Source organism: Hydrogenophaga sp. L310, from assembly GCF_055703065.1.
Window position 1 is genome coordinate 379,575 of sequence record NZ_JBVPZA010000002.1, and the last position, 23,932, is coordinate 403,506.

Sequence of the window (23,932 nt, forward strand, 5' to 3'; positions counted from 1 at the left end):
GCGGTGTCCTCCGTTTGTGGGTGAACAGGAACGTCCACCACAACTCTCTTTTTAGGTCGGACAGGGGTCGGCGTCTGTGCGCTGGCGAACGGTTCTGGATACGCCAGCGCAGAGCCTCGCAGACCGGGGCAGGGGCTCACAACACCAGCCGCTGCGCGTAGCCCGTCATTTCCAGATAACCGCGGCCGACGTGGTTGCCATTGCTGTCGAACAGGTCGGACAGGCCTTCCCAGTAGACCGTGCCGGTGCTGGCGCGGCTGTCGAGTTCCTGCGGATCGATGACGGCTTTCACGGTGTAGAGCACCTGGCCCCCAACCCTGGCTGCGCCAGGCCCCCCGAGGGGGTGCAGTCCACCTTGGGGCGGCCCGGCGGTGGCCTGGGCCGGCATGCGGATCATCCATTCGACGGGATAGCGCGCGCGGGTGCGCGGGCTGGTCCAGTAGCGCTGGGCCACCCATTCCACCTCGCCGGGCCGGAAGCGGTAGATGTCGGTGGGGCTTTGCGCGCTGCCCGCTGCGCGGAACGAGCCGCCGGCCCAGACCTTGCTGCCGTCTTTGCGGCGCAGCTGGAAGGCGGTGACGCAGTGGCCGTCGAACAGGTTCATGCCGATCCAGTCCCAGCCCACGGCCTCAGGGTGCAGCAGGGCCTCGCTCCACTCGTGGTCGAGCCAGGCCTTGCCCCGTGTGAATGCGAAAGCCTGGCCCTGGAACGCCAGCGTGCCGCGCACATCCAGCTGGGGATGGCTGACGTAAAAGCTGGACTGCGCCGGGTCGGGCCCCTTGCGCGAAAAGCCCCGCTCGCCCTGCAGCAGGATGGCCTGGGTGGGCGCCGCGTCGATCTCGATGCGCAGGTCTTCGCTGTGCACACGGGTGGTGTAGCCGCCGTCGGGCCGGCGCCGGATGAACCAGTCGCCCAGCGCCACGTGGGTGTCGGCTTCCAGCGCGTACACGCCGCGCCCGGTGGCGGCGGGCGGCTCGCCGTTCCAGCGCGCGATGCGGTCGCTGTGCCAGAGCCGCTGGCCCATCACGTCGGTGATGGCGGCGTGGGCAAACACGAGCTGCCTGGCCGCCAGCCGGCTCTTGAGGGTCTGCGTGCCATCGACGCGGCTGCGGAAGAACGTGACCTGGAAACCGAAGGCGCGGCCCTGCGCATCCTGCGCGTGGCCGGTGAGGTACCACCACTCGGTGCGGGCGTCGTTGTGCGTGCCGTGGTCGCGCGGAAACACCAGCTCGCGCGGCATGAGCGCGCCAGGCGACTCGGTGGCCTGCGCCTGCACGCGGGGCAGGGCGAGGCTGGCGGCGGTGCCGAGCAGCAGCGAGCGGCGTTGCGGGTTGGGTACGGGTTTCACCAGTCTTCCTTTACGGCCTGCACGGCATCGCGGCTGGCGGCGGCGCGCCCGGCCAGCCAGGCGGTGGCGGTGCCGGCGATCACCACGGCCACACACAGCGCCAGCAGCCGCGCCCAGGGCAGCACGAGGTCCATGGTCCAGTGAAAGCTCTGCGGGTTGACCACGTGCACCAGCACCAGGCTCACGCCCAGGCCGAGCGCCAGCCCGGCGAGCGCGCCGAGCACCGTCCAGGCCAGGCCTTCGAGCGCGACCACGCCAAGGATTTGCCGCCGCGTCAGGCCCAGGTGCGCCAGCAGGCCAAATTCCTTGCGCCGCGCCAGCACCTGCGCGCTGAAGCTGGCCGCCACACCGAACAGGCCGATGGCTATGGCCACCGCCTGCAGCCAGTAGGTGACGGCGAAACTGCGGTCAAAAATGCGCAGCGAGGTGGCGCGGATCTGCCCGGCCGAAGCGAACTCGATCAGGCCCGCGGCGCCCTGGCGCCCGGCCAGCGCCCGGATGGATTCGCGCACCGCGTCTTCGTCGGCGCCGGGCGCGAGGTGCAGGGCCAGGTCGTTCACGCGCGCGTCGCCGGAGAGGCGCACGTAGTCGGCGCGGTCCATCACCACGCTGCCGTGCTGGCGCGCGTAATCGCGCCAGACGCCGGCGACGAAGAAGCGCGTGTTGTCGCCCGCCGGAAAGGCCAACGCCAGCGCCGGCAGCCAGCCGCCGGGCACCGCGCCGTGCAGGTCCAGCATGGCTTCGCTCACGTACACCGCCACCACGCGTTCGCCCGCCGCGGCCGGCGGCAGCGGCACCGGCAGGCCCACCAGGGGCAGCTTCTGGCCGGCGGGTGCGTCGCTGCCCAGGGCCAGCGGACGCGCGAGCAGGGTCACGGCGGGCAGGGTGGGCTTGAGCTGCAGCGAGGTGGCGCGCAACGGGTCCACCCGCGCCACGCCCGGCAGGGCGGTCACGGCCATGACGAAGTCGGGCGGCAGGCTGTTGCCGTCGCCCGGGCCGCTGCCGCCGGAGCGCACGTAGAGCTGCGCTGGCAACACGCCGTCGAGCCACTGCGTGACCGAGTCGCGAAAGCTCGCCACCATCACCGTGAGCGCGACCGACAGCGCCAGGCTCGCGACCACGCCGCTGGTGGCCACGGCGGCGGTCTCGCGCAGGCGGCGCGAGCGCTCGACCGCCAGCAACGGCAGGGCGTGGCGCGCCACCAGCGGCGCCAGGAAGTGCAGCAGCGCGCCGACGGCCAGCGGCAGCGCGGCGATGCCGCCGACCAGCAGCAGCCCGACCGAGACATAGGCCGCCAGCGGGATGCCGCCCACCGGCGGCGCCCAGGCCAGCGCGGCGGCCAGCGCCATGAGCGCCAGCGCCCAGCCGTGGTGCCGCGTTGCGCTGCGCCCGCCGCCCAGCCCCTTGAGCGCCAGCGCCGGGGCCAGGGCGGCCGTGGCGCGCGCGGGCCACCAGCCGCCCGCCAGCGCGGCGGCCACGCCCAGCGCGCCGTACAGCCCCGCGGCCGCGGCGCTCCACTGCAGTGGCGGTGCGGCGCCCGAAAAATAGCCGCCGCCCAGATCGCCGCCGAGCACGCGCAGCGCGAGCGCGGCCAGCGCCGTGCCCAGCGCGATGCCGAGTGCGCTGCCGATCAGGCCCAGCAGCGCCGACTCGGCCAGCACCAGTCGCAGCCGCTCCGGTGCCGAGAGGCCGAGCACGCCCAGCAGTGCGAACTGCTGCTGGCGCCGCGCCACCGACAACGAGAGCATGGAGAACACCAGAAAGGCGCCGGTGAACAGGGCCACCAGCGCCAGCACGGTGAGGTTGACGCGGTAGGCGCGCGACAGGTTGCTGGCGCGTTCACCCGCCTGCTCGGGGCGCTGCGCGATCACGCTGGGCGGCAGGTCCAGCGCGGCGAGCACGGCGTCGGGCCGGGCGCCCGGGGTCAGGCGCAGGTCGATGCGGCTGAGCGTGCCCACGCGGTCCGTCAGCGCCTGCGCGGCGGCCACGTCCATCACCAGCAGCGCCGCACCCGGGGCGTTCACCGTGCCGGCCACGCGCACGGTCTGCAGGCGCAGGCCGGTCTGTACCTGCAGCCGGTCAAGGGCCGCGCCGTCCCGGGCCAGCGCTTCGCGGGCGGCGGGGTTGAGGAACACCGCGTCGGGAGCAAAGAGGTCCAGCCGCCGGGCCGCACCGCCGTCGTCCTGGCGCGCCAGCACCGGCATGAGCGCGGGCGAAATCCGGGCCACCACCAGCGCGTCCACACCGACGATCTTCACCGGCAGCTTGCGGTCGCCGGGCAGCAGCACGGCGGTGGGCCACTCCAGCACCGAGCTGGCCAGCGCCACATCGGGGTGCGCCGCCACACGCTCCAGCAGCGCGTCGTCCAGCGCGCCCTGGCGCGCACGCAGCTCCAGGTCGGGCTGGCCATTGACAGCGCTCACCGCGCTGGAGAACTCGGCCAGTGCCGAGGCGTTGATCAGCTGCACCGCAAACGCCAGCGCCACACCCAGCATCACCGCCACCACGGCCGAGGCGGTGCGCCACGGATGGTGGCGCAGTTCTTGCATCGAAAAAGTGGTCAGCAGCGCACGCATGGTTTGAGCTTAAGCCCATCCGTGCGACGGGCAGACCCGCAGGGGCAAGCGCAGACTGCCAAGGTGCGCCAACGCACCGAAGCCTGCGCGCCGTGCGCGTAAGATTCTTTTCCCTGTCAACAGGAGAGTTCACCGTTCAGCCAGCGCACAGCGGCGCTGCCCGTGCTGCACCAGCAGCTCAACCCTTTTTTACGGTGACCCCCATGGTTCGCATCCACCTCGCCATCGACCTCAACTACACGGTCAACCCGCCCTCGGCGGACTTCATTTTCAACATCCAGGCGGCGCTCTCGCCGCAGCAGATCGTGGTCTGGGAAGAGCTGCAGGTCAGCCAGCCGGTGCCGCTGGTCATGCACACCGACGCCGCCACACGCAACCGCACCCTGCGCCTGACCGCCGGCGTGGGCCCGCTGCGGGTGCGCTACCGCGCCACGCTGGACATCCGGCACCACGAAGCGGCGCCCGAAACCGTGTTCGAAACCCCGGTGGCCCAGTTGCCCACCGACGCGCTGCTCTACATCTACCCCAGCCGCTACTGCCAGTCGGACTGCGTGACCGCGCTCGCCAACTCGCTGTTCGGGCAGATGCCGCACGGTTATGGCCGCGTGAAGGCGATCCAGGAGTGGGTGCAGAGCCAGGTCACGTTCCAGTCCAACACCAGCAACTCCATGACCTCGGCGCTGGACACCCTGAACGACCACAAGGGCGTCTGCCGCGATTTCGCCCACCTCATGATCACGATGTGCCGCGCGCTCAACATCCCGGCGCGTTTCACCACCGCGATCGACTTCGGCGCCGACCCGGCTCTGGGACCGACCGACTTCCACGCCTACGTCGAGGTCTACCTCGGCCACCGCTGGTACCTGTTCGATCCGTCCGGCACCGCCATTCCCATGGGCTTCGTGCGCATCGGCACCGGCCGCGATGCCGCCGATGCCTCGTTCGCCACCATCTTTGGCGGCGTGCAGGCGCAGGCGCCGGTCATCGACATTTCGGCCCAGGTGAACCCGCAGAACGGCTGGCAGATGCCGGTGCACCGCACCGAGGCGCTGTCCACCGACAGCGGCTGGCACACCGGCTTCTGACCGTTCCCGGGGGCTGGCGGGCCGGCTAAGCCGATCCGCCCGTCCGCCGGCGCCAGGCCCGGGCCGCGCCTGTGGCCTAATAAGGGGTTTTCAACTTCTCTCTCTGGAACCGACATGGGCAACAAAATCGTCACCGAAGCCGACCGCAAAGCCACCCCCCGCCCCACTCCCGTCCCCGGCATGACGCTGGTCAGCCCGGGCCGTGGTCAGCGCGTGAGCCTGGAGCGTGGCGTGGCCACCCGCTCGAAGAAGAACCCGGGCAAGCGCTCCGGCAAGGGCGGCTGATCGCCTGTCCTGCCGGCCTTCGGGCCGGCGCCTGAAAAAGGTCCGTTGCGGACCTTTTTTGTTTTCCGGAAGTGCTTTCGGGCTCCGTGCTCTCAGCGCCGGAACGTGAGGAAGCGGCCCTTGTAGGCCTCGCCGCCTTCCAGTGTCTTGTCGGCCGTGCGCATGGTCAGGCGGTAGCCCAGCGCCGCCATCTCGCGGCAGAAGGCGCTGCGGTTGCTGCGGTCCGGGTCCACGATGATGATTTCAGCGTGCAGGGTCGCGTGCTGGTCGATGAAGCGCGCGAGCTGGGCGGGCTGCTGGCGTTCGTAGAGCAAGTCGCTGCCGATGATGAGGTCGAAGCGGCCCAGGCCGCTGGCGCCGCTGGCGTCGTCCAGCGCCCAGTTGCCGGGCTTGCAGGGCAGTGGGCCCAGACCGTTGGCGAGCAGGTTTTCCCGCAGGAAGGCCTCGGTCAGCGGATGCCAGTCGGTCACGGTCACATTGCCGGCCCGGCGGTGGATCACCAGGCTGGCCAGCGCCAGGCCGGCGCCGATTTCCAGGATGCGTTTGCCTTCGATGGGGTGGCTGTGCATGGCCAGCGCGAGCACGCGCGCCGAGGGCCAGACCTGGCCAAACAGCGGCCAGCCCGAGGCGCCCATGCCCGCGTCTTCGGCGCTGCCTAACGGGTCAGCGTACTGCTGGTTGTCGAGCAGGGAGCGGACGTCGTAGTCCAGTCCACCGATGTTGACGGTCTGTTGACGGACCTCGTAGCCGGGCATGTGCGGTTCTTTTCATGGTGCGTGTGCGGTGTGAAACGGTTCTGGTCGAACGGGCACAGCGCTTCCATGGGCACCATGGGCAGGGGCATGCGGGCCGAGGAGGCAATCTCGCGGGTGGGCCGCGCAATGGCTGCGGGCCCGGACCACGGTAACACAGGGGGTGGATGCGCCGTGTAATGAAATCTTTCGATGTATATTCCACCGGCATATTGCAGGGAGCGAACACACATGACACGACCACATCGATGGATCACCACCTTGAGCCTGTGCCTGCTGGCGGGGCTGGTGCAGACCGGCTGCTCGACGGCGGCGAAAGCCGTTGACCCGGTGCACATCAGCAGCCAGCAGCGCGACTTCGACAAGCAGACCGGTATCCTGCGCCAGCACATGCAGGCGCTGCAGGCCCGAGGCGATCCGCTGGGGGACTACTACTACGCGCTGGCGAATTCGGACGGCTGGATCCACGACGTCACCGACCCGAAGGCCATCACGGCGCTGTTCGAGAAGGCGGCGGCCAAGGGGTCGATGGACGCGAAGATCCTGCTGGCACTGCAGGTGGCGATGGACGAGCTCATCCCTGGACAACTGGACGACGGCCAGGGGCCGGGGCGGGATCTGGCGCAGTGGGAGCGTGGTTTGGCGCAGTTGCTGCCGCTGTTGCAGCAGCAATGCAGCGCCCGGCGGCTGGTGCTCGATATGGGCAAGCCTCGCGTGCGCTACTACTCGATTGCCTACAAGGTGTGGCCAACGTTCAGAGATGGACGACACACGCAAAACGAGCAGGGTCAATGGGTGCCGTATGTGCCGAAAGATCCCACACGGCAGAAGGTTTGGGAATCCATTCACCGAAGCTGCTCCATTCCGCAAAACGAATGGCTGTACGAATGAGGCGTTCTCATGGACAACAGACCGTCGAACCAAGCCGCGCAACCCGTTAACGCCCTCGACGCTGCCATCGGCATGCGCCTAGCCTATTGGGCCTACGAACACAAAGATATTCAGAAAGCGGAAAAGGTCGCCACCTACCCGGACGCATGGGAGCACGCAAAACCAGGCATTCACCTCCCAGCCGGTTGGGCTGTTGCCCGACAGGATGCCGAAGGCCGTTTGTTACCCGGCAGCCCGGAAGGCTGGAATACCCAGCACAACGCCGATGGCCAGCTGGAAAACCAGTTCAAGGTTTCCATCAATCGCGACACGCATGAAATCAGTTTCGACTTCAAAGGCTCGGATGCCTGGAGCAACTGGAAGTCCGACCTGGGCAACGCGGGCGCCAGCGAGTTCGCCAAGATCGAAGCCAAGGCCCAGGCCGCCTACGAATACCTGCGCCAACACCCAGACTACAAAGACTACCGCTTCGCTGCCACCGGCCACAGCCTGGGTGGCGGGATGGCGCAGAGCTTCGCGCTGCGGAACAACATCGACGCCTGCGTCTACAACAGCCTGCCCATCGCGCGCGAAACCATCCGTGGCGACTACTACAAGGACGTGGGGGGTTATGACGCGGCGCTGGCGCGCTACCAGGCTTCGGGCCGGCAGGTGCACGATGTGCGCACACCCAACGACATCGCCACCTACAACTACGAAGGCGTGTGGCAGGGCCAGTACCTCAGTCGCCGCATGGGGCAGGCGCCCACCGTCCTGCCGGGCCCGTCCATGCCGAACTTCCTCAAGACCGCGCTCGTGCTCAGCGGCAGTGGCACGCTGGTGGCCGGGGCGATCATGGGCCAGGATCACGCCAACCAGGCCCTGTTCAACGCCCAGCAAGGGCTGGCGGTGAATGCCCAGGGCCGCTACCGCATCCCCGAAGGCCATGCCGATTTCGCCCGGGTGCCGCCCGAGGCGCGCCAGCTGTTTGCCCGGCTCGGCAAATCGCCGGTGATCAAGGCCAGTTGCGTGGCGACCCGCGACGACGTCTCGCCGTTCGACCGGTTTCACATCCGGCACGAAGACGGCAGCCAGGAGCACATCGCGGTCAACCCCCGTTCGGGCGAGATCGAAATCGACCACTACGACAAGAATGGCCAGCGCACCTTGATCGAAATGAACGGCCGCCGCGCACAGCCGGCCCGGGTCACCGAATTCGATGCAGAGGGCAAGCCCATCAAGACCGACACCGTGGCCATGCGGGAGGGCGCACCACCCAGCGGGCATGAGCAGACCCGAATGGCCCAAGCCGAACCCCGGAAGCCGGCGCCGGATGCCGCGCCCGTGCTGAGCCCGGCGCAGCAGGCGCAGTACGCGCGGGCCCACCAGCAGGCCGGCGAAGCGCTGCAACGCCTGGGCCTGAACCCGGCCCAGGTGGGGCAGGTCTGCGCCGCGGCCGTGGCGCACTGCGCGCGCGTGGACCAAGGTGAGCCCGAACGCTTCCTGGTGAGCAAGGACGGGCAGCGCCTGGGGGTCGTGCACGAGGGGCGCGTCCTGAGCGAGATGCCCATCGCCCCGGCGCTCGCACGCAGCACCGAAGCGCATCTGGCGCAAGCGGCGCAGCAGCGCGAGACCAACCTGGCGGTGAACGAGCAGGCCCCGGCGCCCATGCGGGTCTGAGGAGCGGGTTTCCGGCCGGCTTGAACGCAGCGGGTTCTGCGGGGACGGGAACTGCGGTGCTCGCACTGGATGACATTGCCTGAATGACTGAATTTTTCTCAATGATCACTGACACAAAAGGAGGGTACATGTTGAAAATCCAGGCCACCCTGTGGGCCGTCGCGCTGGGTTCGGTGCTCAGCGCCTGTGGCAACTTGAAGTCCAGCCCCGACACCCAGGGGCAGCCGGCCGCCGCCGCCGCGGTCGACCCGACCACACAGTGCCTGAGCGCCGCACCCACGCTCACGCGCCATTCACCCGGTGAGTTGTATCTGAGCGCGGCGCAATGTATCGACCAGGACAGGCTGGACGACGCGGCCTTCCTCTTTGGGGTGGCGGGGAGCGAGGGCCGGTTCGATACCCGACGGGTGGCCGACACCACCGCACACCAGGTGGCCAACTTCCTGGGGGTGATCTTCACGAAGCACGTCGGGGAGGCTTCATCTGCCAGGTTGTCTGACCACATGAGGAGCAAGTTCGATGACTTGCAGGCCCGGCAGGCGTTTTGCCGCAGGCTGAAGGGGCTTCCACCGCCCAGCTACTACCCGCAATACATGCTCGGCCACGGGATGCAGGCCTTCACCTCCGCCGACACGAAAGATGCCCTCATTGCCCTGCCAGATGCACACAAGTCCTGGGCGTCTGCGGTCAACGAGTACATGGACTGCGTTGAGTAGGGCAGCGCCTGGGTGTCGTTTACGAGGGGCGTTTCCTGAGCGAGATGCCCTTTGCCCCGGCGCTCGCACGCGATAGGCGTCCGCGCCGCAGACCCCGGCGCCCGTGCGGGTCTGAGGAGCGGGTCCCCGCCACGCACCGCCCCGCTCTACAATCCGCAGCTTCACCGGGGGTGCCGGGCTCGCAGCGACGCGGGCAGCGGCTGAGAAATACCCCTCTCACCTGATCTGGGTTGTGCCAGCGTAGGGAGCGTGAGCAGCCGGCCGCCGATGCATGCGAGCCGCCCCTGTCAGACGCTTCCCGAGGCGGTTTTTTCGACAAGGCGGCTTCACATGCAACGGCGGTTTTTTTCTGCGGCACTGGTTTCGGTTTCCCTCGCGGCCCTGGGCGCAGCGCCCGCGGTCTGGGCGCAGGCGGTGCCGCTGCGCGTGCTGACACACGGTTCGTTCGATCTGCCCAAGGAGCTGCTGGCGCAGTTCGAAAAAGACGCGGGCGTGAAGCTGCAGATCGTCAAGGCCGGTGACGCCGGCGAGATGGTCAACAAGCTGATCCTCACCAAGGCCCGGCCCATCGCCGACGTGGTCTACGGCATCGACAACACCTTGCTGCCGCGCGCCACGGCCGCGAAGGTGCTCGACTCCTACACCGGCCCCGCCGCCCATCGCGTTTCGGCCGCGGCCATGGCCGAGGGCGCCGACAAGACCGGTGTGGTTTCGGGCGTGGTCCCGGTGGACTACGGCTTCGTGAACCTCAACGTCGACAAGGCCTGGTTCGCCAGCAAGGGCCTGGCGCTGCCGACCTCGCTCGAAGACCTGGCCAAACCCGCCTACGCCAAGCTGCTCGTGGTGCAGAACCCGGCCACGTCCAGCCCCGGTCAGGCCTTCGTCTTCGCCACCATCGCCGGCCTGGGCGAAGAGGCGGCGTTCCAGTGGTGGGCGAAGATGCGCGCCAACGGCGTGAAGGTGGTCAAAGGCTGGACCGAGGCCTACTACACCGAGTTCACGCGCAACGGCGGCACGCGGCCCATCGTCGTCAGCTATGCCAGCAGCCCGGCCGCCGAGGTGTTCTACGCCAAGGAAAAACTCAGCGTTTCACCCACCGCCAACCTGTTCCTCAAGGGCGGCGTGTTCCGCCAGGTCGAGGGCGTGGCGCTGGTGAAGGGTGGCAACCCGGCCGCGCGCGATGCCGCCAGCCAGTTCATCGAGTTCCTGCGCTCGGCCCCGGCCCAGCAGGCGCTGCAGACCACGATGTGGATGTTCCCGGCCGAAGCCGGCGCGGCCCGGGCGGACGTGATGAAACAGCACGCCAGTGAGCCGACGGCGTTTGACAACCCCAGCGCCGCAGAGGCCTCCGCCAAAGGCAAGGCCTGGCTGCAGCGCTGGACCAAGGTGGTCCTCAAATAAACCCCATGCCGCGCCCGCCAGCCCGCTGGCTGCTGCCCGCGTTGCCGCTGGCCTTTCTGGCGTTGCTGCTGGTGGCGCCGGTGATGCGGCTGCTGGCCGAGGGGCTGGGGGCGGGGGAATGGTCCGGTGGCGAGCCGCTGCGCTGGCTCGATGTCTGGCAGGACGAGTACCTGCGCTGGCGGGTGTTGTGGTCCCTGGCCCAGGCGGCGATCACCTGCGCGCTGGCCCTGGTGCTCGGTTTGCCGGTGGCCTGGGTGCTGGCGCGGCTGGAGTTTCCGGGCCGGGCGCTCGTGCTGCGCCTGCTGATGTTGCCCTTTGTTGTGCCCACGCTGGTGGCCGCGCTCGGCGTGCTGGCGCTCTGGGGGCCGCGCGGTCTGCTCGGCGCGCCGCTGGCCGGGGCCGGCATCGAGCTGGTGGACACGCCCTGGCTGCTGCTCTACGGCAACCTGTTTTTCAACCTCTGCGTGGTGGTGCGCGCCGGTGTGGACGCGCTGGAGCAGGTGAGTGCGCCGCGCGTGGCCGCCGCTCGCACGCTGGGCGCCACGCCCTGGCGCGCCTTCTGGCGCGTGGAGTGGCCGGCGATCGCACCCTGGCTGGCCTCGGCACTGTGCCTGGTGTTCCTGTATTGCTTCGCCGGTTTCGGCCTCGCGCTGATCCTGGGCGGGCAGCGCTACGCCACGGTCGAGGTCGAAATCTACACCCTGGTGGCGCACGAACTGGAACTGGGTCAGGCGGGCGTGCTCGCGGTCTGGATGCTGGGGCTGACCGGCGCCGTGGCGCTGGCCTACGCCTGGCTGGAGAAGCGGCTCGCGGCGCCGGGTCGCGTGTCGCCGGTGCTGCGCCAGCGCCCGCGCAGCGGGGCGCAGTGGGCGGCGGTGGGGGCTGCGCTGGCGGTGCTGTTCGTGGTCTGTGCCGCGCCGCTGCTGGCCATCGTGTGGCGCGCGGCGCAGGCGCTGTGGAGCGGGCAGGGCGCCCATGTGCTGTTCGAAGCCGACACGCGCGCGGCCCTCTGGAACACGCTGCGCTTCACCGCCATGGCGCTGACCCTGGCCACCGCGCTCGGCCTCACACACGCGCTGGCGGTGCGCGCGCTGGACGTGGCGAGCCTGCAGCGCAACGCCAGCGAAGCGCGCGGTGTGCTGGCGCTGGCCTGGCGCGCCGCGGCCTTCCTGCCCTTTGTGGTGTCGCCCGTCACGGTCGCGTTTGGCCTGCTGCTGCTCTACCCGGACTGGACCGCGAGCCTGGCCCTGCTGGTGGCGGCCTACGCGCTGCTGGCCTACCCCTTCGTGGCCAAGTCGCTCACGGCCGCACTCGACAGCCTGCCCGCGAGCTACGCGCAGGCCGCGGCCACGCTGGGCGCGCGGCCGTGGCGCGTGTTGTGGCGGGTCACGCTGCCGCTGGTGGCGCCTGCGTTGCGCCGCGGCATGGCCTTCGCCGCCGCCACCGCGCTGGGCGAGTTCGCCGTCACGCTGTTTCTCTCGCGCCCCGAATGGACCACGCTCACGACGCTGATCTACCAGCACCTCGGCCGCCCCGGCGCGGCCAACCTCGACGCGGCGCTGGTGCTGGCCTGTGTGCTGATGGGACTGGCGCTGGCGGCGTTCACGCTGCTCGAAGGACCGGCGCAGAAGGACAATGACGCCCATGCTTGAACTGCGCGACATCAACAAACAATGGGACCACCGCCCGCTGCTCGACGGTGTGAGCCTGCGCGTGGCCGCGGGCGAAACCGTGGCCCTGCTCGGTGCCTCGGGCAGCGGCAAGAGCACCCTGCTCAAGATCGTCGCCGGGCTGGACGCGCCGGAGGCGGGCAGTGTGTGGTTCGACGGCGTGGACATCACGGCCCTGCCGCCCGAGCAGCGCGGCTTCGCGCTCATGTTCCAGGATTTCGCGCTGTTCCCGCACCTGAACGTGCAGGACAACGTGGCCTTTGGTCTGGTGGAGCAGGGCGTGCGCCGCAGCGAGGCGCGGGAGCGGGCGCACACCATGCTCGCCCGCTTCGGCCTCGCCGGTCAGGCGCTGGGCAAGGTCTGGACGCTCTCGGGCGGCGAACAGCAGCGCGTGGCGCTGGCGCGTGCGCTCATCACGCAGCCGCGCGCGCTGCTGCTCGACGAACCCTTCAGCGCGCTCGACGCCACGCTGCGCGATCAGCTGCGCACCGAGTTCCGCGAACGCATCACCGAGGCCGGCATGAGCGCCATCCTGGTCACCCACGACGAGCTGGAAGCGCGGGCCATGGCGCAACACGCCTGGGGGCTGCAGGGCGGGAAGCTGGTCTCACTCTGGTGAAGGTCTGGCTCCCTCTCCCGCGCGCGTGAGAGGGTTGGGGTGAGGGGGGCTTGTGGCCGCTGGCACAATGAATCCGCAGGCACCTGCGGGTGCATCCCACTCACACATCCAACGGGAGTTTTCATGGGCTGGTTTTCGAAATCCACCGACAGTTTTTTCCTCAGCACCACCACGCCACCCGGCATCGAGCTGAAGCAGTACCTGGGCGTGGTCAACGGCGAGGCCATCATCGGCGCCAACATCTTTCGCGACATGTTCTCTTCGGTCCGTGACGTGGTCGGCGGGCGCGCCGGCGGTTATGAGCGCGCGCTGGCCGGTGCGCGCGACGCGGCGATGGACGAACTGATCGAGGCGGCGAAACAGATGGGCGCCAACGGTGTGATCGGCATCGACTTCGACTACGAAGTCATGGGCGAAACCAACGGCATGATGATGGTCGCCGTCAGCGGCACGGCGGTGAAGCTGGGCTGAAGCCCGGTTTGTTCCCATGGATGCCTACATCCTCATCGGCAACGCCAACACCCGCAAGACCTCGGTGGTGCGCAGCCTTACCGGCTGTTTCAACCGCAGCGTGCGCGACATCCAGCTGCAGGGCAGCCGGCGCCCGCAGCGTTTCTACGCCCGCGTGGGCACCCTGCAGATCACCCGCACCTCGATCGAAGACTTCATCCAGGAAGTGAGCCGCTCCCGCTGCGAAGCGGTGGTGTTCTGCCTCTCGCCCACGGCACACAAGACCGACCTGGAGGAATTTCCCGACGCCCAGACCTACGTGGCTGCCCTGCGCGAGCGGGGCTGGCGCATCAAGGGCGTGGCCGTGCTCGGGCAGGATGGCGGTGGCGTGCGCGCGCCCAACCTGCGGCAATACACCCAGGCGCCCACCGCACCGGTCAATGTGACGGCGCGCGATGTGCGGGCGCAGTTCGGGTGGCTGTGAGGGCTATCATCGCCAGCATGCTGGAACTCTCAAGCGATCAGCTTCGGGACTTTTGCCGCGAACACCACATTCGCCGCCTGTCCCTGTTCGGCTCGCGCTCCAAGGGCAGCCACCGTCCGGACAGTGATGTGGACTTGCTGGTCGAGTTCGAACCCGAGCACATTCCGTCGATGTTTGGCATGGTGCGCATGGCGTCGGAGCTCACACAACTGCTCGGCAAGAAGGTGGACCTGCGCACGCCGGGCGACCTGTCCCGTTACTTTCGGCAGGAAGTTCTGGACACCGCGCAGGTGCAATATGCGGCCTGACGACCGCGTGCGCATCCTGCACATGCGCGATGCCTGCCTGTCCGTCGAGCGGTTTGTGCTGGGACGGTCACGACCAGATCTCGATCAGGACGAAATGCTGAGCTTCGCTCTGGTTCGCGCTTTAGAGATCATCGGTGAAGCATCTGCGCGCGTGTCGGCTGAGGTGCGCCAAAGCGAATCATCCATTCCCTGGCGAGAGGCGGTGGATATCCGCAATCGGCTGATTCATGCCTACTTTGACGTCGACCTCGATATCTTGTGGCGGACCGCGCTGGATGACATACCGGCGCTGCGCCAGTCGCTGGACGCTTTGTTGAGCCCCTGATCAGCTGCCCCTCAGCGCGCGCAAGATCTTCAGCCCACCGCGCCCGTTCACTTCCTGCCCCAGGCGCGCCTGTTCCACCCGGATCGCGGCGCGGCTCTTTTCACCCAGCATGCCGTCCACTTCGCCGATGTCGTGGCCGCGCAGGATCAGCAGGCCTTGCAGTTCGCGGCGCTCGGCGCGTGAGATGCCCGGGTCGTCGGTGGGCCAGGGGGTGGTGAAGGGGCCGGCGCCGCGCAGGCGGTCGCTCAGGTGGGCGATGGCCAGGCCGTAGCTTTCGGCGGCGTTGTAGCTGTAGACCGCATCGAAGTTCCTGAACACGAGGAAGGCCGGGCCTTGTGCGCCCGCGGGCGTCATCAGGCCGGCTGAGCCAAGACCTGCCGGCAGCGGAGAGCCGTCCACGCGGCGCACACCGCGCGCGGCCCACTCGCTGATCGGCCGTTTGCTGCGGCGGCCTTCCTGCGTGGTGTTGAAGCCCTCCGGCAGCTTCACCTCGAAACCCCAGGGCTGGCCGGTCTGCCAGCCGGCCTTGGCCAGGAAGTTCGCGGTGGAGGCGAGCGCGTCGGTGGTGCTGTCCATCAGGTCGCGGCGGCCGTCACCGTCGAAGTCCACGGCCAGGCGTTCAAAGGTGGTGGGCATGAACTGCGTGTGGCCGAAGGCGCCGGCCCAGGAGCCGACCAGCCGCTCGGGCGCGATGTGGCCGCCCTGCAGGATGCGCAGCGTCGAATAGAACTCGCCGCGAAAGAACGCCTGGCGCCGGCCGAAGCACGACAGCGTTCCCAGTGCCTGCACCAGCGGGTATTTGCCGAAATTCTGGCCGAAGTTGCTCTCCACGCCCCACACCGCCACCACGGTGGCCGGATCCACGCCGTAGCGTTGCTGCACGCGCGCGAGCGTCTCGGCGTGCGTCGCCAGCATGGCGCGCCCTTCGGCCACACGTTCCTCGTCGACCAGGCCGCTGAGGTAGTCCCAGATCGGCATGCGGAACTCGGGCTGGTAGTCCAGCTTTTCGATCACGCTCATGTCGGGCTGCAGGTCCTGGGTGAAGCGGCGGTAGGTCGATTCGGAGACCCCGGCGGCGCGGGCAGCGCCCTGCAGGCTGTCGATGCAGCGGGTGAATTCGGGCGGCGCGGTCTGGGCGAACGCGGGCAGGGAGAACGTCAATGTGGCCAGTGCGGCCCGTCGCAGGAGGTGTTTCATTTCTTCATGCCGCCCATGTCGAACCGTGTTCCGGCACCATGGCCTGCCAGCGCAACTCGGTCTCGATGCGGTGGCGCAGCGCGTCGGAGGCGCCCATGTCGCCGTGCGTCACGAACACGCGGCGTGGAGGTGCGGGTATGGCGCGCAGCCAGTCCATGAGCTGGCTGGCGTCGGCGTGGGCCGAAGCCGATTGCATCTGCACCACCTCGGCGCGCACGGGGACGTCCTGGCCGTGGATGCGCAGCTTGGTCGCGCCGTCCGACAGGCTGGCGCCGCGCGTGCCGGGCGCCTGGTAACCGGTGAGCACAACCATGTTGCGGTGGTGGCCGAGGTACTGCACCAGGTGGTGCAGCACGCGCCCGCCCGTGGCCATGCCGGCCGCGGCCAGCACGATCTTGGGGCCGTGTTGCATCGCGATGGCCTTGGACTCATCGGCGCTGCGCGTCATCTTGGCCACGTGCTCCATGTCGCGGCATTGCGCGGCGTTCAGGCGGTGTTCGCCCAGGTGGCGGTCGTAGAGGTCGGTGGTGTGGATGGCCATGGGGCTGTCCAGGTACACCGGCAGGCTGTGCGGCAGAACGCCGTTGGCCTTGAGCAGCACGATGGCGTGCAGGATCTCCTGCGCGCGGCCCACCGCAAACACCGGCACCACGGCCGTGCCGCCGCGCGCGGCCACGCGCGCCAGCGCCGGGCCGAGCTCGGCGAGCACATCTTCCTCCGGGTGCTCGCGATCGCCGTAGGTGGACTCGACCACCACCACGTCCGCCGCGGGCGGCTTGTCGGGCGGGTTCATGAGCGAATCGTCGGGCCGGCCCAGGTCGCCCGAGAACAGGATGCGCTTGCCACACACTTCCAGCAGCAGGCTGGCCGCGCCGAGGATGTGGCCCGCGCTGGTGAAACTCGCCTTCCAGCCGTGCAGCGGTTCAAAGACCTGGTGCATGGGCACGGTGCGGATCAGTTTCAGGCTGTCCAGGGCATCGCTTTCGGTGTAGAGCGGCAGCGCGGGCGCGTGTTTGCTGAAACCTTTGCGGTTGGCGAAATTGGCGTCTTCTTCCTGGATGTGGCCGCTGTCGGGCAGCAGGATCTGCGCGAGGTCGCGCGTGGCGGGTGTGGCCCAGACCTTGCCGCGAAAACCCTCCTTGGCCAGCAGCGGCAGGTACCCGCTGTGGTCCAGGTGCGCGTGCGTCAGGATCACGGCGCCGATGTGGTTGGGCATCACCGGCAGCGGGTCGCGGTTGCGCAGGCGCAGCTGCTTGTAGCCCTGGAACAGGCCGCAGTCCACGAGCACGCTCTGACCGTTGAATTCAACGAGGTATTTGGAGCCGGTGACGGTGCCGGCCGCGCCGAGGAATCGGATGTGTACATTCATGCGAACCATCTTACCCCTCGGGTGCGGGGAACCCCTGCATGCGCAGGGCCTCAACAGGGCTTTGGCATTCCGGGCTGCGCGGCCCAGAATGCGGGAGCACGCGGCGCGATGCCGCTGCATCGGCGCACTTTCAAACACCACACACCGGAGCCCTGTCCATGTCCATTCAGGCGGTTGTATTTGATGCCTACGGCACCCTGTTCGACGTGTATTCGATCAGCGCACTGGCCGAGCACCTGTACCCCGGCCAGGGTGCGGCGATCTCGACGATATGGCGCGACAAGCAGATCGAATACACGCGCCTGATTTCCCTGTCGGACCCCGACGGCGAAAACGGCAGCCGCCACTACCGGCCGTTCTGGGACCTGACCCGCCAGGCCTTGCGCTACGCCCTGCAGCGGCTGGGCCTGCCGCTGTCGGACGCGCACGAAGATGCGCTGATGGCGCAGTACGCACAGCTCACCGCCTTTCCGGAAAACCACGGTGTCCTGCAGACCCTGCGCGGGCGCGGCATGACGACCGCGATCCTCTCCAACGGCAACCCCGAGATGCTGGCCTCGGCCGTGCAGAGCGCGGGCATGACCGATCTGCTGGACCATGTGATCTCGGTTGACGGCGTGCGCCAGTTCAAGACCATGCCGGTGGCGTATGGCGAGGTGGCCCGCCACATCGCGGCGGAGAAGGCGGATGTGCTGTTCGTCTCCAGCAACGCGTGGGACGTGCTCGGCGCCACCTGGTTCGGTTTCACCACGCTCTGGATCAACCGCCAGGGCCTGCCCTTCGAGACCATCGGCCGGCGGCCCGACCACACCGGCGCTGACCTGACGGCGGTGCTGGACGTGCTGGGCCCCGCGCCTTGAGGTTTTGACCCGGCGGCCAACGGTCAGCCCAGGCTGGCGTCCAGCATCAGCATGAAGATGAAGCCCGCCATCAACGTGACCGAGGCCATGCCTTCGAAGCCGTTGCGGTGCGTCTCGGGAATGATCTCGTGGCTCACGACGAAGATCATCGCGCCCGCGGCCACCGCGAGACCGATGGGATAGAAGGCCGGCAGGCTGCCGAGCAGGGCCAGGCCCGTGATCGCGCCGAAGGGCTCGGCCAGGCCCGAGAGCGCGGCCACCGCCCACGACCTGCCCGCGCTCTGGCCCAGCGTGCGCAAGGCCATCGCCAAGATCAGGCCTTCGGGCATGTTCTGCAGGCCGATCGCCAAGGCCACCGAGGCGCCCGCGTTCACCGGGTCGCCGCCGTCCACGCCGAGCGCCGTGCCTGCGTAGGCCGCGCCCACCGCCAGGCCCTCGGGCACGTTGTGGATCAGGATGGCCAGCACCATGAGCCAGGCGCGCTGGGTGGCGCCCGGGTCGCGGCCGTCGGCCGTGGTCCATTGCGCGGCGTGGCCGGTGGCGGCCGGGGGCAACACCGCGTGTTCGTGCGGCAGGGCGCGGTCGATGCCGATCATCAGCAACATGCCCAGCGTGAGGCCGATGGCGGTGAGCCCGGCGGCGCCGGTGCGCGCCGAGCCGGTGGCGGCGAGCAGGGCCTGCCCGGCATCAATCGACGGCAGGAGCAGCGCGAAGATGGCCGCGGCCAGCATCACACCCGCGGCGAACGACATGAGTGCCGACTCCTGCCGTTTGCTCACGCGCTGCACCAGGAACACCGGCAAGGCACCCACCGCGGTGGCCAGCGCAGCGAGCAGCGACGCCTGCACGCCCGCCGTCATGGCGCTGCTGGCGCCGGTGGCGTCCCACCAGACGCGGGTGGGCGCCCAGAAGGTGCTGCCTGCCGCCAGCCCGGCCATCAGCAGCAGGCCGGCAGACAGAGCGAACAGGGCGTTGCGCAGCGCGTGCGGTGGCACCGGCAGCTCCAGATGCTGCATCTGGAACCACACGGGCTGGATCTGGCGGATGAGGGCGGTCATGGCGGGCTCCTGGCGGGGTGTTCGGCGGTGTTTTCAACCGTTCTGGATGGATATTTTGTCAAAAACTATCAAACAGCGCTATTTGATTGCTTTGATGAGACCCATAGCCGCGGCGGAGGTCTGCGCCGGGTCTTTGACGCCAAAACACATATGACTCAGCTGTTTTAGTAATAAGTAACTGAAAACGTATTCGTTCCAGTTTGATTGATTGGCTTCCATGATCCGCTCCGTTGTTCATTCATTTCCGGAGAAAACCCATGAAAACCCGCCGCAGCTTCACCACCACCCTGATCGCCGGCACCCTGGCCGCTACCGCATTGCCGGCCTTCGCGCAGCCCGCCCCGGTCACGTTGCTCAATGTGTCCTACGACCCGACACGTGAGCTGTACGTGGAATACAACGCCGCCTTCGCCAAACACTGGAAGGTCAAGACCGGCCAGGACGTGAGCATCAAACAAAGCCACGGCGGCTCGGGCAAGCAAGCGCGTTCCATCATCGATGGGCTGGACGCCGACGTGGCCACGCTGGCCCTCGCCGGTGACACCGACGCGCTGCACAACAACGGCGGCTGGATTCCGAAAGACTGGCAGAAGCGCCTGCCGCTCAACAGCTCGCCTTACACCTCCACCATCGTGCTGGTGACCCGCGCCGGCAACCCCAAGCACATCAAGGACTGGGACGACCTGATCCGCCCGGACGTGAAGGTCATCACCCCCAACCCCAAAACCTCGGGCGGCGCGCGCTGGAACTACCTGGCGGCCTGGGAATTCGCCAAGCGCAAGTACGGCGGTGATGCCAAGGCCAAGGAGTTTGTGGCCAAGCTCTACGCCAACGTGCCCGTGCTCGACTCGGGCGCGCGCGGCTCGTCCATCACCTTCGCCCAGCGCGCCCAGGGCGATGTGTTCATCAGCTGGGAGAACGAGGCCTACCTGCTGGAGAAGGAGTTCGGCAACAAGGTGGACTTTGTCTACCCCTCGCTCTCCATCCTGGCCGAGCCCGCGGTGACCGTGGTGGACAAAAACGTGGACAAGAAGGGCACGCGCGCCGTGGCGCAGGCCTACCTGGAGTACCTGTACACCGAAGAGGCGCAGGACATCATCGGCAAGAACTTCTACCGCCCGATCTCGGCCAAGGCCCAGGCCAAGTACGCCAGGCAGTTGCCCAAGCTCAACCTGTTCAAGATCGAAGAGGCCTTTGGCGGCTGGGAGCAAGCGGCCAAAGTGCACTTCGCCGACGGCGGCAGCTTCGACCAGATCTACAGTCGCCGCCAATGAACACCACCCGCATCCTCATCGTGCCGGGCTGGCGCAATTCCGAGCCTGGGCATTGGCAAAGCCTGTGGGCCGATCGCCTGCCCAACAGCCATCGGGTGGCGCAGGGCGACTGGCTGTTTCCGCGCCGCAAAGATTGGGTGGAGCGGCTGTCAGACGACATCCTGTCGAGCCGGGGCGAACGGGTCGTGCTGGTCGCCCACAGCCTGGGTTGCATCGCCACCGCCCACCTGCCGCCCGAGGCCACGGCACGTGTGAGCGCAGCGCTGTTGGTGGCGCCGGCCGACCCGGAACGGCGCGCCCAACTCGCCGACTTCGCGCCCGTGCCCTACCAGCGTTTGCCTTACCGCAGCATCCTGGTGGCCAGCAGCAACGACCCGTATTGCCCGGTGCGCCTGGCAGGCGCCTTTGCGCGGGCCTGGGGCAGCGAGTTCGTGCGCCTGGAGCACGCGGGTCACATCAACGTGGAGGCCGGCTTTGGCGAATGGCCGCTGGGGCTGCAGTTGCTGGTGCAGCTGGGTGTTGACATCGACCCCGGCGAGCTGCTGCGGCGAGCCGCCTGATCGTTATACGTTTGAAGCATATGAAAAGAAGAACAAATTCGTTTGAGAACAAAAGATGCCTCCCTACCATGCGATGCATTCCTTCTATCAAACGCTGATCGCCATGAAAAACACCATCAAACTCACCCTCGGCGCCATCGCCTTCGCCACCGCTTCCCTGGCCACCGCGCAGTCCACCTTGCTCAACGTGTCCTACGACGTGTCGCGCGAGTTCTACAAAGACCTGAATGCCGCCTTCGTCGCCAGCCACAAGAAGAGCACCGGCAAGGACATCAAGGTCGACCAGTCGCACGCCGGCTCCAGCGCCCAAGCGCGCGCCGTGGCCGATGGCCTGGAGGCCGAGGTGGTGACCATGAACACCACCACCGATGTGGACTTCCTGGCCGAGAAGGGCGTGGTCGCCAAGGACTGGCGCCAGAAATTTCCGAACCACGCGGCACCCACCACGTCGACCATGCTGTTCCTCGTGCGCAACGGCAACCCCAAGGGCATCAAGGACTGGGACGACCTCATAAAGCCCGGTGTGCAGGTGGTGGTGGTCAACCCCAAGACCGGCGGCAACGGGCGCATGGCCTACCTGGCCGCCTGGGGCCAGGTGCGCGCCAAGGGCGGCAGCGACGCGCAGGCCGCCGAGTTCGTGGGCAAGCTCTACAAGAACGTGCCGGTGCTGGCGCGCGGCGGGCGCGATGCCACCGGCGTCTTCCTGCAGCGCAACATCGGTGACGTGCTGATCACCTTTGAATCCGAGGTGGTGTCGGTGGACAAGGAATTCGGCGCCGGCAAGGTCGATGTGATCCACCCCAGCGCCAGCATCGTGGCGGAGAACCCGGTGGCGATCGTCGAGCGCACGGTGGCCAAGAAGGGCACGGCGGCGGACGCCAAGGCCTACCTCGACTTCCTCTACAGCCCCGAAGGCCAGGAGATCGCGGCGAAGCACAACATCCGCCCGCGCAACGAAGCCGTGCTGAAGAAATATGCGGCCGCCTTCAAGCCGATCAAGCTGTTCACGGTGGAGCAGTACTTCGGATCCCTGGCCGACGCGCAGAAGGTGCACTTCAACGACGGTGGCCAGTTCGACAAGCTGTACACGACGAAGTAGGTAACACCCCTGCGCTGCTGACGCAGCTTCCCCCCTCTCAGGCGCGCCTGCGGCGCTGGGAGGGGGGACGGTGCGAGTGGCCCGGCGAAGCCGGTTCCACCGCACCCCTGGATCGGGCCTTTCGCTCCACAACTTTTGCCGTTCGACATGACCTCTGCCACGCTGTCCGCCGGGACCGTCCCCGTCTCTGCTGCTCGCCGCACGCCAGTGCGAGTGCTGCCCGGCTTCAACCTCACGCTGGGCTTCACGGTGTTTTACCTGTGCCTGATCGTGCTGATCCCGCTGTCGGCGCTGGTGTTCAAGACCTTCACCCTGACCTGGCCGCAGTTCTGGGAGGCGGTCACCGGGCCGCGCGTGCTGGCCTCGTACCGGCTTACCTTCGGCGCCTCGTTCATCGCCGCCATGGTCAACGTGGTGTTTGGCCTGCTGGTGGCCTGGGTGCTGGTGCGTTACAACTTTCCGGGCAAGAAGATCGTGGACGCATTGGTGGACCTGCCGTTCGCGCTGCCCACGGCCGTGGCCGGCATTTCGCTCACCGCGCTGCTGGCCGGCAACGGCTGGATCGGCTCGCTGCTGGAGCCGCACGGCATCCAGCTCGCTTTCAACCCCAATGGCATCGTGATCGCACTCATCTTCATCGGCCTGCCCTTCGTGGTGCGCACGGTGCAGCCGGTGCTGGAAGACGCCGAGAAGGAACTCGAAGAAGCCGCCACCTGTCTGGGCGCCACGCGCTGGCAGACCTTCAGCCGCGTGATCTTCCCGAGCATCGCGCCCGCGCTGCTCACCGGTTTTGCCATGGCCTTTGCCCGCGCCGTGGGTGAATACGGTTCGGTCATCTTCATCGCCGGGAACATGCCCATGATTTCCGAGATCACGCCGCTGATCATCATCAGCAAGCTGGAGCAGTACGACTACGCCGGAGCCACCGCCGTGGCCACGGTGATGCTCGTGATCTCCTTCGCCCTGCTGCTGGTCATCAACGGCCTGCAAGGCTGGCAGCGCAAGCGTTCAGCAGGGAATTCGCAATGAGTGGCCAGAACAACATCCGCACCGCCCAGCGCGGCACCACCGAAGCGCCGTGGGTGCGTTACGCGCTCACCGGCATCGCGCTGGTCTTCATGTTCCTGTTCCTCGTGCTGCCGCTGGCGGCCGTGGCCACCGAGGCCCTGCGCAAGGGCTGGGACGCCTATGCGGAAGCGCTCCGGGAGCCGGACGCCTGGTCCGCCATCCGCCTCACCTTCATCACGGCGCTGGTCGCGGTGCCGCTGAACCTGGTGTTCGGCGTGGCGGCGGCCTGGTGCATCGCCAAGTACGAGTTCAAGGGCAAGTCTTTCCTGACCACGCTGATCGACCTGCCGTTCTCGGTGTCGCCCGTGGTGGCCGGCCTGATCTACGTGTTGGTGTTCGGTGCGCAGGGCTGGTTCGGCCCCTGGCTGGCGGAGCACGACATCAAGATCGTTTTCGCCGTGCCCGGCATCATCCTGGCCACCATCTTCGTCACCTTCCCCTTCATCGCGCGCGAACTCATCCCGCTGATGCAGGCACAGGGCAATGACGAGGAGCAGGCGGCCCAGGTGCTCGGCGCCACCGGCTGGCAGACATTCTGGTACGTGACCCTGCCCAACATCAAGTGGGGCCTGATCTATGGCGTGATCCTGTGCAACGCGCGCGCCATGGGCGAGTTTGGCGCGGTGAGCGTGGTCTCGGGCCACATCCGCGGCCAGACCAACACGATGCCGCTGCACGTGGAGATTCTCTACAACGAATACCAGTCGGTCGCCGCTTTCGCCGTCGCCTCGCTGCTGGCCCTGCTGGCGCTGGTGACGCTGGCCATCAAGTCGGTGGCCGAGTGGCGCATGGAAAGCGAACTCAAGGCCCTGGCCGAGCTGCCGCCCGAGCGGCCCACCCCTGCGCGGGGCGCTACTGCCGGCATCGCCAACTGACCT

Annotated in this window: 24 protein-coding genes and 1 riboswitch; of the genes, 18 read left to right on the forward strand and 6 right to left on the reverse strand. The window is 68.1% G+C overall.

What is annotated here, in order from left to right:
- Positions 1 to 136: 136 nt before the first annotated feature.
- A complete protein-coding gene (locus AC0GNO_RS05525) occupies positions 137 to 1,348 on the reverse strand; it encodes a lipocalin-like domain-containing protein (protein WP_472903245.1) in 1,212 nt (403 codons plus the stop codon).
- The gene (locus AC0GNO_RS05530) at positions 1,345 to 3,924 is read right to left on the reverse strand and encodes an FtsX-like permease family protein (RefSeq protein ID WP_472903246.1); all 2,580 of its coding nucleotides are present in this window, start codon (positions 3,922 to 3,924) and stop codon (positions 1,345 to 1,347) included. Before AC0GNO_RS05530 ends, AC0GNO_RS05525 begins: the two co-directional genes overlap by 4 nt.
- Before the next feature lie 203 nt (positions 3,925 to 4,127).
- Here AC0GNO_RS05530 and AC0GNO_RS05535 point away from each other — a divergent pair, with 203 nt between their 5' ends.
- Positions 4,128 to 5,009, forward strand: coding sequence for a transglutaminase-like domain-containing protein (locus tag AC0GNO_RS05535; RefSeq protein ID WP_472889646.1), 882 nt, complete (start codon positions 4,128 to 4,130; stop codon positions 5,007 to 5,009).
- A gap of 114 nt (positions 5,010 to 5,123) precedes the next feature.
- On the forward strand, positions 5,124 to 5,294 hold the full coding sequence (locus AC0GNO_RS05540; protein WP_472889647.1) for a hypothetical protein: 171 nt from the start codon (positions 5,124 to 5,126) through the stop codon (positions 5,292 to 5,294).
- Positions 5,295 to 5,386: 92 nt separating this feature from the next.
- Here the strand turns inward: AC0GNO_RS05540 and AC0GNO_RS05545 are convergent, their stop codons facing one another.
- On the reverse strand, positions 5,387 to 6,049 hold the full coding sequence (locus AC0GNO_RS05545) for a class I SAM-dependent methyltransferase (protein WP_472903247.1): 663 nt from the start codon (positions 6,047 to 6,049) through the stop codon (positions 5,387 to 5,389).
- A gap of 228 nt (positions 6,050 to 6,277) precedes the next feature.
- On the opposite strand from AC0GNO_RS05545, the gene AC0GNO_RS05550 reads away from it, so the two are divergent.
- From AC0GNO_RS05550 to AC0GNO_RS05595, 10 genes are all read left to right on the forward strand, one after another.
- Complete coding sequence (locus tag AC0GNO_RS05550) at positions 6,278 to 6,937, forward strand: hypothetical protein (RefSeq protein ID WP_472903248.1); 660 nt, start codon at positions 6,278 to 6,280, stop codon at positions 6,935 to 6,937.
- Positions 6,938 to 6,946: 9 nt separating this feature from the next.
- On the forward strand, positions 6,947 to 8,596 hold the full coding sequence (locus tag AC0GNO_RS05555) for a Tle-like phospholipase domain-containing protein (protein WP_472903249.1): 1,650 nt from the start codon (positions 6,947 to 6,949) through the stop codon (positions 8,594 to 8,596).
- A 128-nt stretch (positions 8,597 to 8,724) separates the two neighbouring features.
- Positions 8,725 to 9,312 carry a hypothetical protein gene (locus AC0GNO_RS05560; protein WP_472903250.1) on the forward strand — a complete coding sequence of 196 codons (588 nt, stop codon included), beginning with the start codon at positions 8,725 to 8,727 and terminating at the stop codon, positions 9,310 to 9,312.
- A 156-nt stretch (positions 9,313 to 9,468) separates the two neighbouring features.
- A riboswitch (TPP riboswitch) is annotated at positions 9,469 to 9,577 on the forward strand.
- Between the two features lie 65 nt (positions 9,578 to 9,642).
- Positions 9,643 to 10,713: a thiamine ABC transporter substrate-binding protein gene (locus tag AC0GNO_RS05565; protein ID WP_472903251.1), complete on the forward strand. Its 1,071-nt coding sequence runs from the start codon at positions 9,643 to 9,645 to the stop codon at positions 10,711 to 10,713.
- A gap of 5 nt (positions 10,714 to 10,718) precedes the next feature.
- Positions 10,719 to 12,365 carry an ABC transporter permease gene (locus AC0GNO_RS05570; protein ID WP_472903252.1) on the forward strand — a complete coding sequence of 549 codons (1,647 nt, stop codon included), beginning with the start codon at positions 10,719 to 10,721 and terminating at the stop codon, positions 12,363 to 12,365.
- A complete protein-coding gene (locus tag AC0GNO_RS05575; protein WP_472903253.1) occupies positions 12,358 to 13,002 on the forward strand; it encodes an ABC transporter ATP-binding protein in 645 nt (214 codons plus the stop codon). The genes AC0GNO_RS05570 and AC0GNO_RS05575 overlap by 8 nt, the downstream gene beginning before the upstream one ends.
- Before the next feature lie 123 nt (positions 13,003 to 13,125).
- A complete protein-coding gene (locus AC0GNO_RS05580; RefSeq protein WP_472903254.1) occupies positions 13,126 to 13,473 on the forward strand; it encodes a YbjQ family protein in 348 nt (115 codons plus the stop codon).
- A 16-nt stretch (positions 13,474 to 13,489) separates the two neighbouring features.
- The gene (locus AC0GNO_RS05585; protein ID WP_472903255.1) at positions 13,490 to 13,936 is read left to right on the forward strand and encodes a hypothetical protein; all 447 of its coding nucleotides are present in this window, start codon (positions 13,490 to 13,492) and stop codon (positions 13,934 to 13,936) included.
- A 17-nt stretch (positions 13,937 to 13,953) separates the two neighbouring features.
- The gene (locus AC0GNO_RS05590; protein WP_472903256.1) at positions 13,954 to 14,244 is read left to right on the forward strand and encodes a nucleotidyltransferase family protein; all 291 of its coding nucleotides are present in this window, start codon (positions 13,954 to 13,956) and stop codon (positions 14,242 to 14,244) included.
- 7 nt (positions 14,245 to 14,251) lie between these two features.
- Positions 14,252 to 14,569 (forward strand): HepT-like ribonuclease domain-containing protein, encoded by a 318-nt coding sequence (locus AC0GNO_RS05595; protein WP_472903257.1) that lies wholly within the window; start codon positions 14,252 to 14,254, stop codon positions 14,567 to 14,569.
- On the opposite strand, the gene AC0GNO_RS05600 is transcribed toward AC0GNO_RS05595, so the two are convergent.
- Both AC0GNO_RS05600 and AC0GNO_RS05605 read right to left on the reverse strand, forming a co-directional pair.
- Positions 14,570 to 15,766: a lytic murein transglycosylase gene (locus AC0GNO_RS05600; RefSeq protein ID WP_472903258.1), complete on the reverse strand. Its 1,197-nt coding sequence runs from the start codon at positions 15,764 to 15,766 to the stop codon at positions 14,570 to 14,572.
- A 4-nt stretch (positions 15,767 to 15,770) separates the two neighbouring features.
- Positions 15,771 to 17,135: an MBL fold metallo-hydrolase RNA specificity domain-containing protein gene (locus AC0GNO_RS05605; RefSeq protein ID WP_472903259.1), complete on the reverse strand. Its 1,365-nt coding sequence runs from the start codon at positions 17,133 to 17,135 to the stop codon at positions 15,771 to 15,773.
- A gap of 158 nt (positions 17,136 to 17,293) precedes the next feature.
- Between AC0GNO_RS05605 and AC0GNO_RS05610 the strand changes: the two genes are divergently transcribed.
- Positions 17,294 to 17,995, forward strand: a complete 702-nt coding sequence (locus AC0GNO_RS05610; RefSeq protein ID WP_472903260.1) for a haloacid dehalogenase type II — start codon at positions 17,294 to 17,296, stop codon at positions 17,993 to 17,995.
- Positions 17,996 to 18,018: 23 nt separating this feature from the next.
- On the opposite strand, the gene AC0GNO_RS05615 is transcribed toward AC0GNO_RS05610, so the two are convergent.
- Positions 18,019 to 19,053 carry a ZIP family metal transporter gene (locus AC0GNO_RS05615; RefSeq protein ID WP_472903261.1) on the reverse strand — a complete coding sequence of 345 codons (1,035 nt, stop codon included), beginning with the start codon at positions 19,051 to 19,053 and terminating at the stop codon, positions 18,019 to 18,021.
- 257 nt (positions 19,054 to 19,310) lie between these two features.
- On the opposite strand from AC0GNO_RS05615, the gene AC0GNO_RS05620 reads away from it, so the two are divergent.
- From AC0GNO_RS05620 to cysW, 5 genes are all read left to right on the forward strand, one after another.
- The gene (locus tag AC0GNO_RS05620; protein ID WP_472903262.1) at positions 19,311 to 20,327 is read left to right on the forward strand and encodes a sulfate ABC transporter substrate-binding protein; all 1,017 of its coding nucleotides are present in this window, start codon (positions 19,311 to 19,313) and stop codon (positions 20,325 to 20,327) included.
- Complete coding sequence (locus tag AC0GNO_RS05625; protein ID WP_472903263.1) at positions 20,324 to 20,887, forward strand: RBBP9/YdeN family alpha/beta hydrolase; 564 nt, start codon at positions 20,324 to 20,326, stop codon at positions 20,885 to 20,887. Before AC0GNO_RS05620 ends, AC0GNO_RS05625 begins: the two co-directional genes overlap by 4 nt.
- Before the next feature lie 103 nt (positions 20,888 to 20,990).
- Complete coding sequence (locus AC0GNO_RS05630; protein ID WP_472903264.1) at positions 20,991 to 21,986, forward strand: sulfate ABC transporter substrate-binding protein; 996 nt, start codon at positions 20,991 to 20,993, stop codon at positions 21,984 to 21,986.
- 147 nt (positions 21,987 to 22,133) lie between these two features.
- The gene (cysT, locus tag AC0GNO_RS05635; RefSeq protein ID WP_472903265.1) at positions 22,134 to 23,015 is read left to right on the forward strand and encodes a sulfate ABC transporter permease subunit CysT; all 882 of its coding nucleotides are present in this window, start codon (positions 22,134 to 22,136) and stop codon (positions 23,013 to 23,015) included.
- On the forward strand, positions 23,012 to 23,929 hold the full coding sequence (cysW, locus tag AC0GNO_RS05640) for a sulfate ABC transporter permease subunit CysW (protein ID WP_472903266.1): 918 nt from the start codon (positions 23,012 to 23,014) through the stop codon (positions 23,927 to 23,929). The genes cysT and cysW overlap by 4 nt, the downstream gene beginning before the upstream one ends.
- The last annotated feature ends 3 nt before the right edge of the window (positions 23,930 to 23,932 follow it).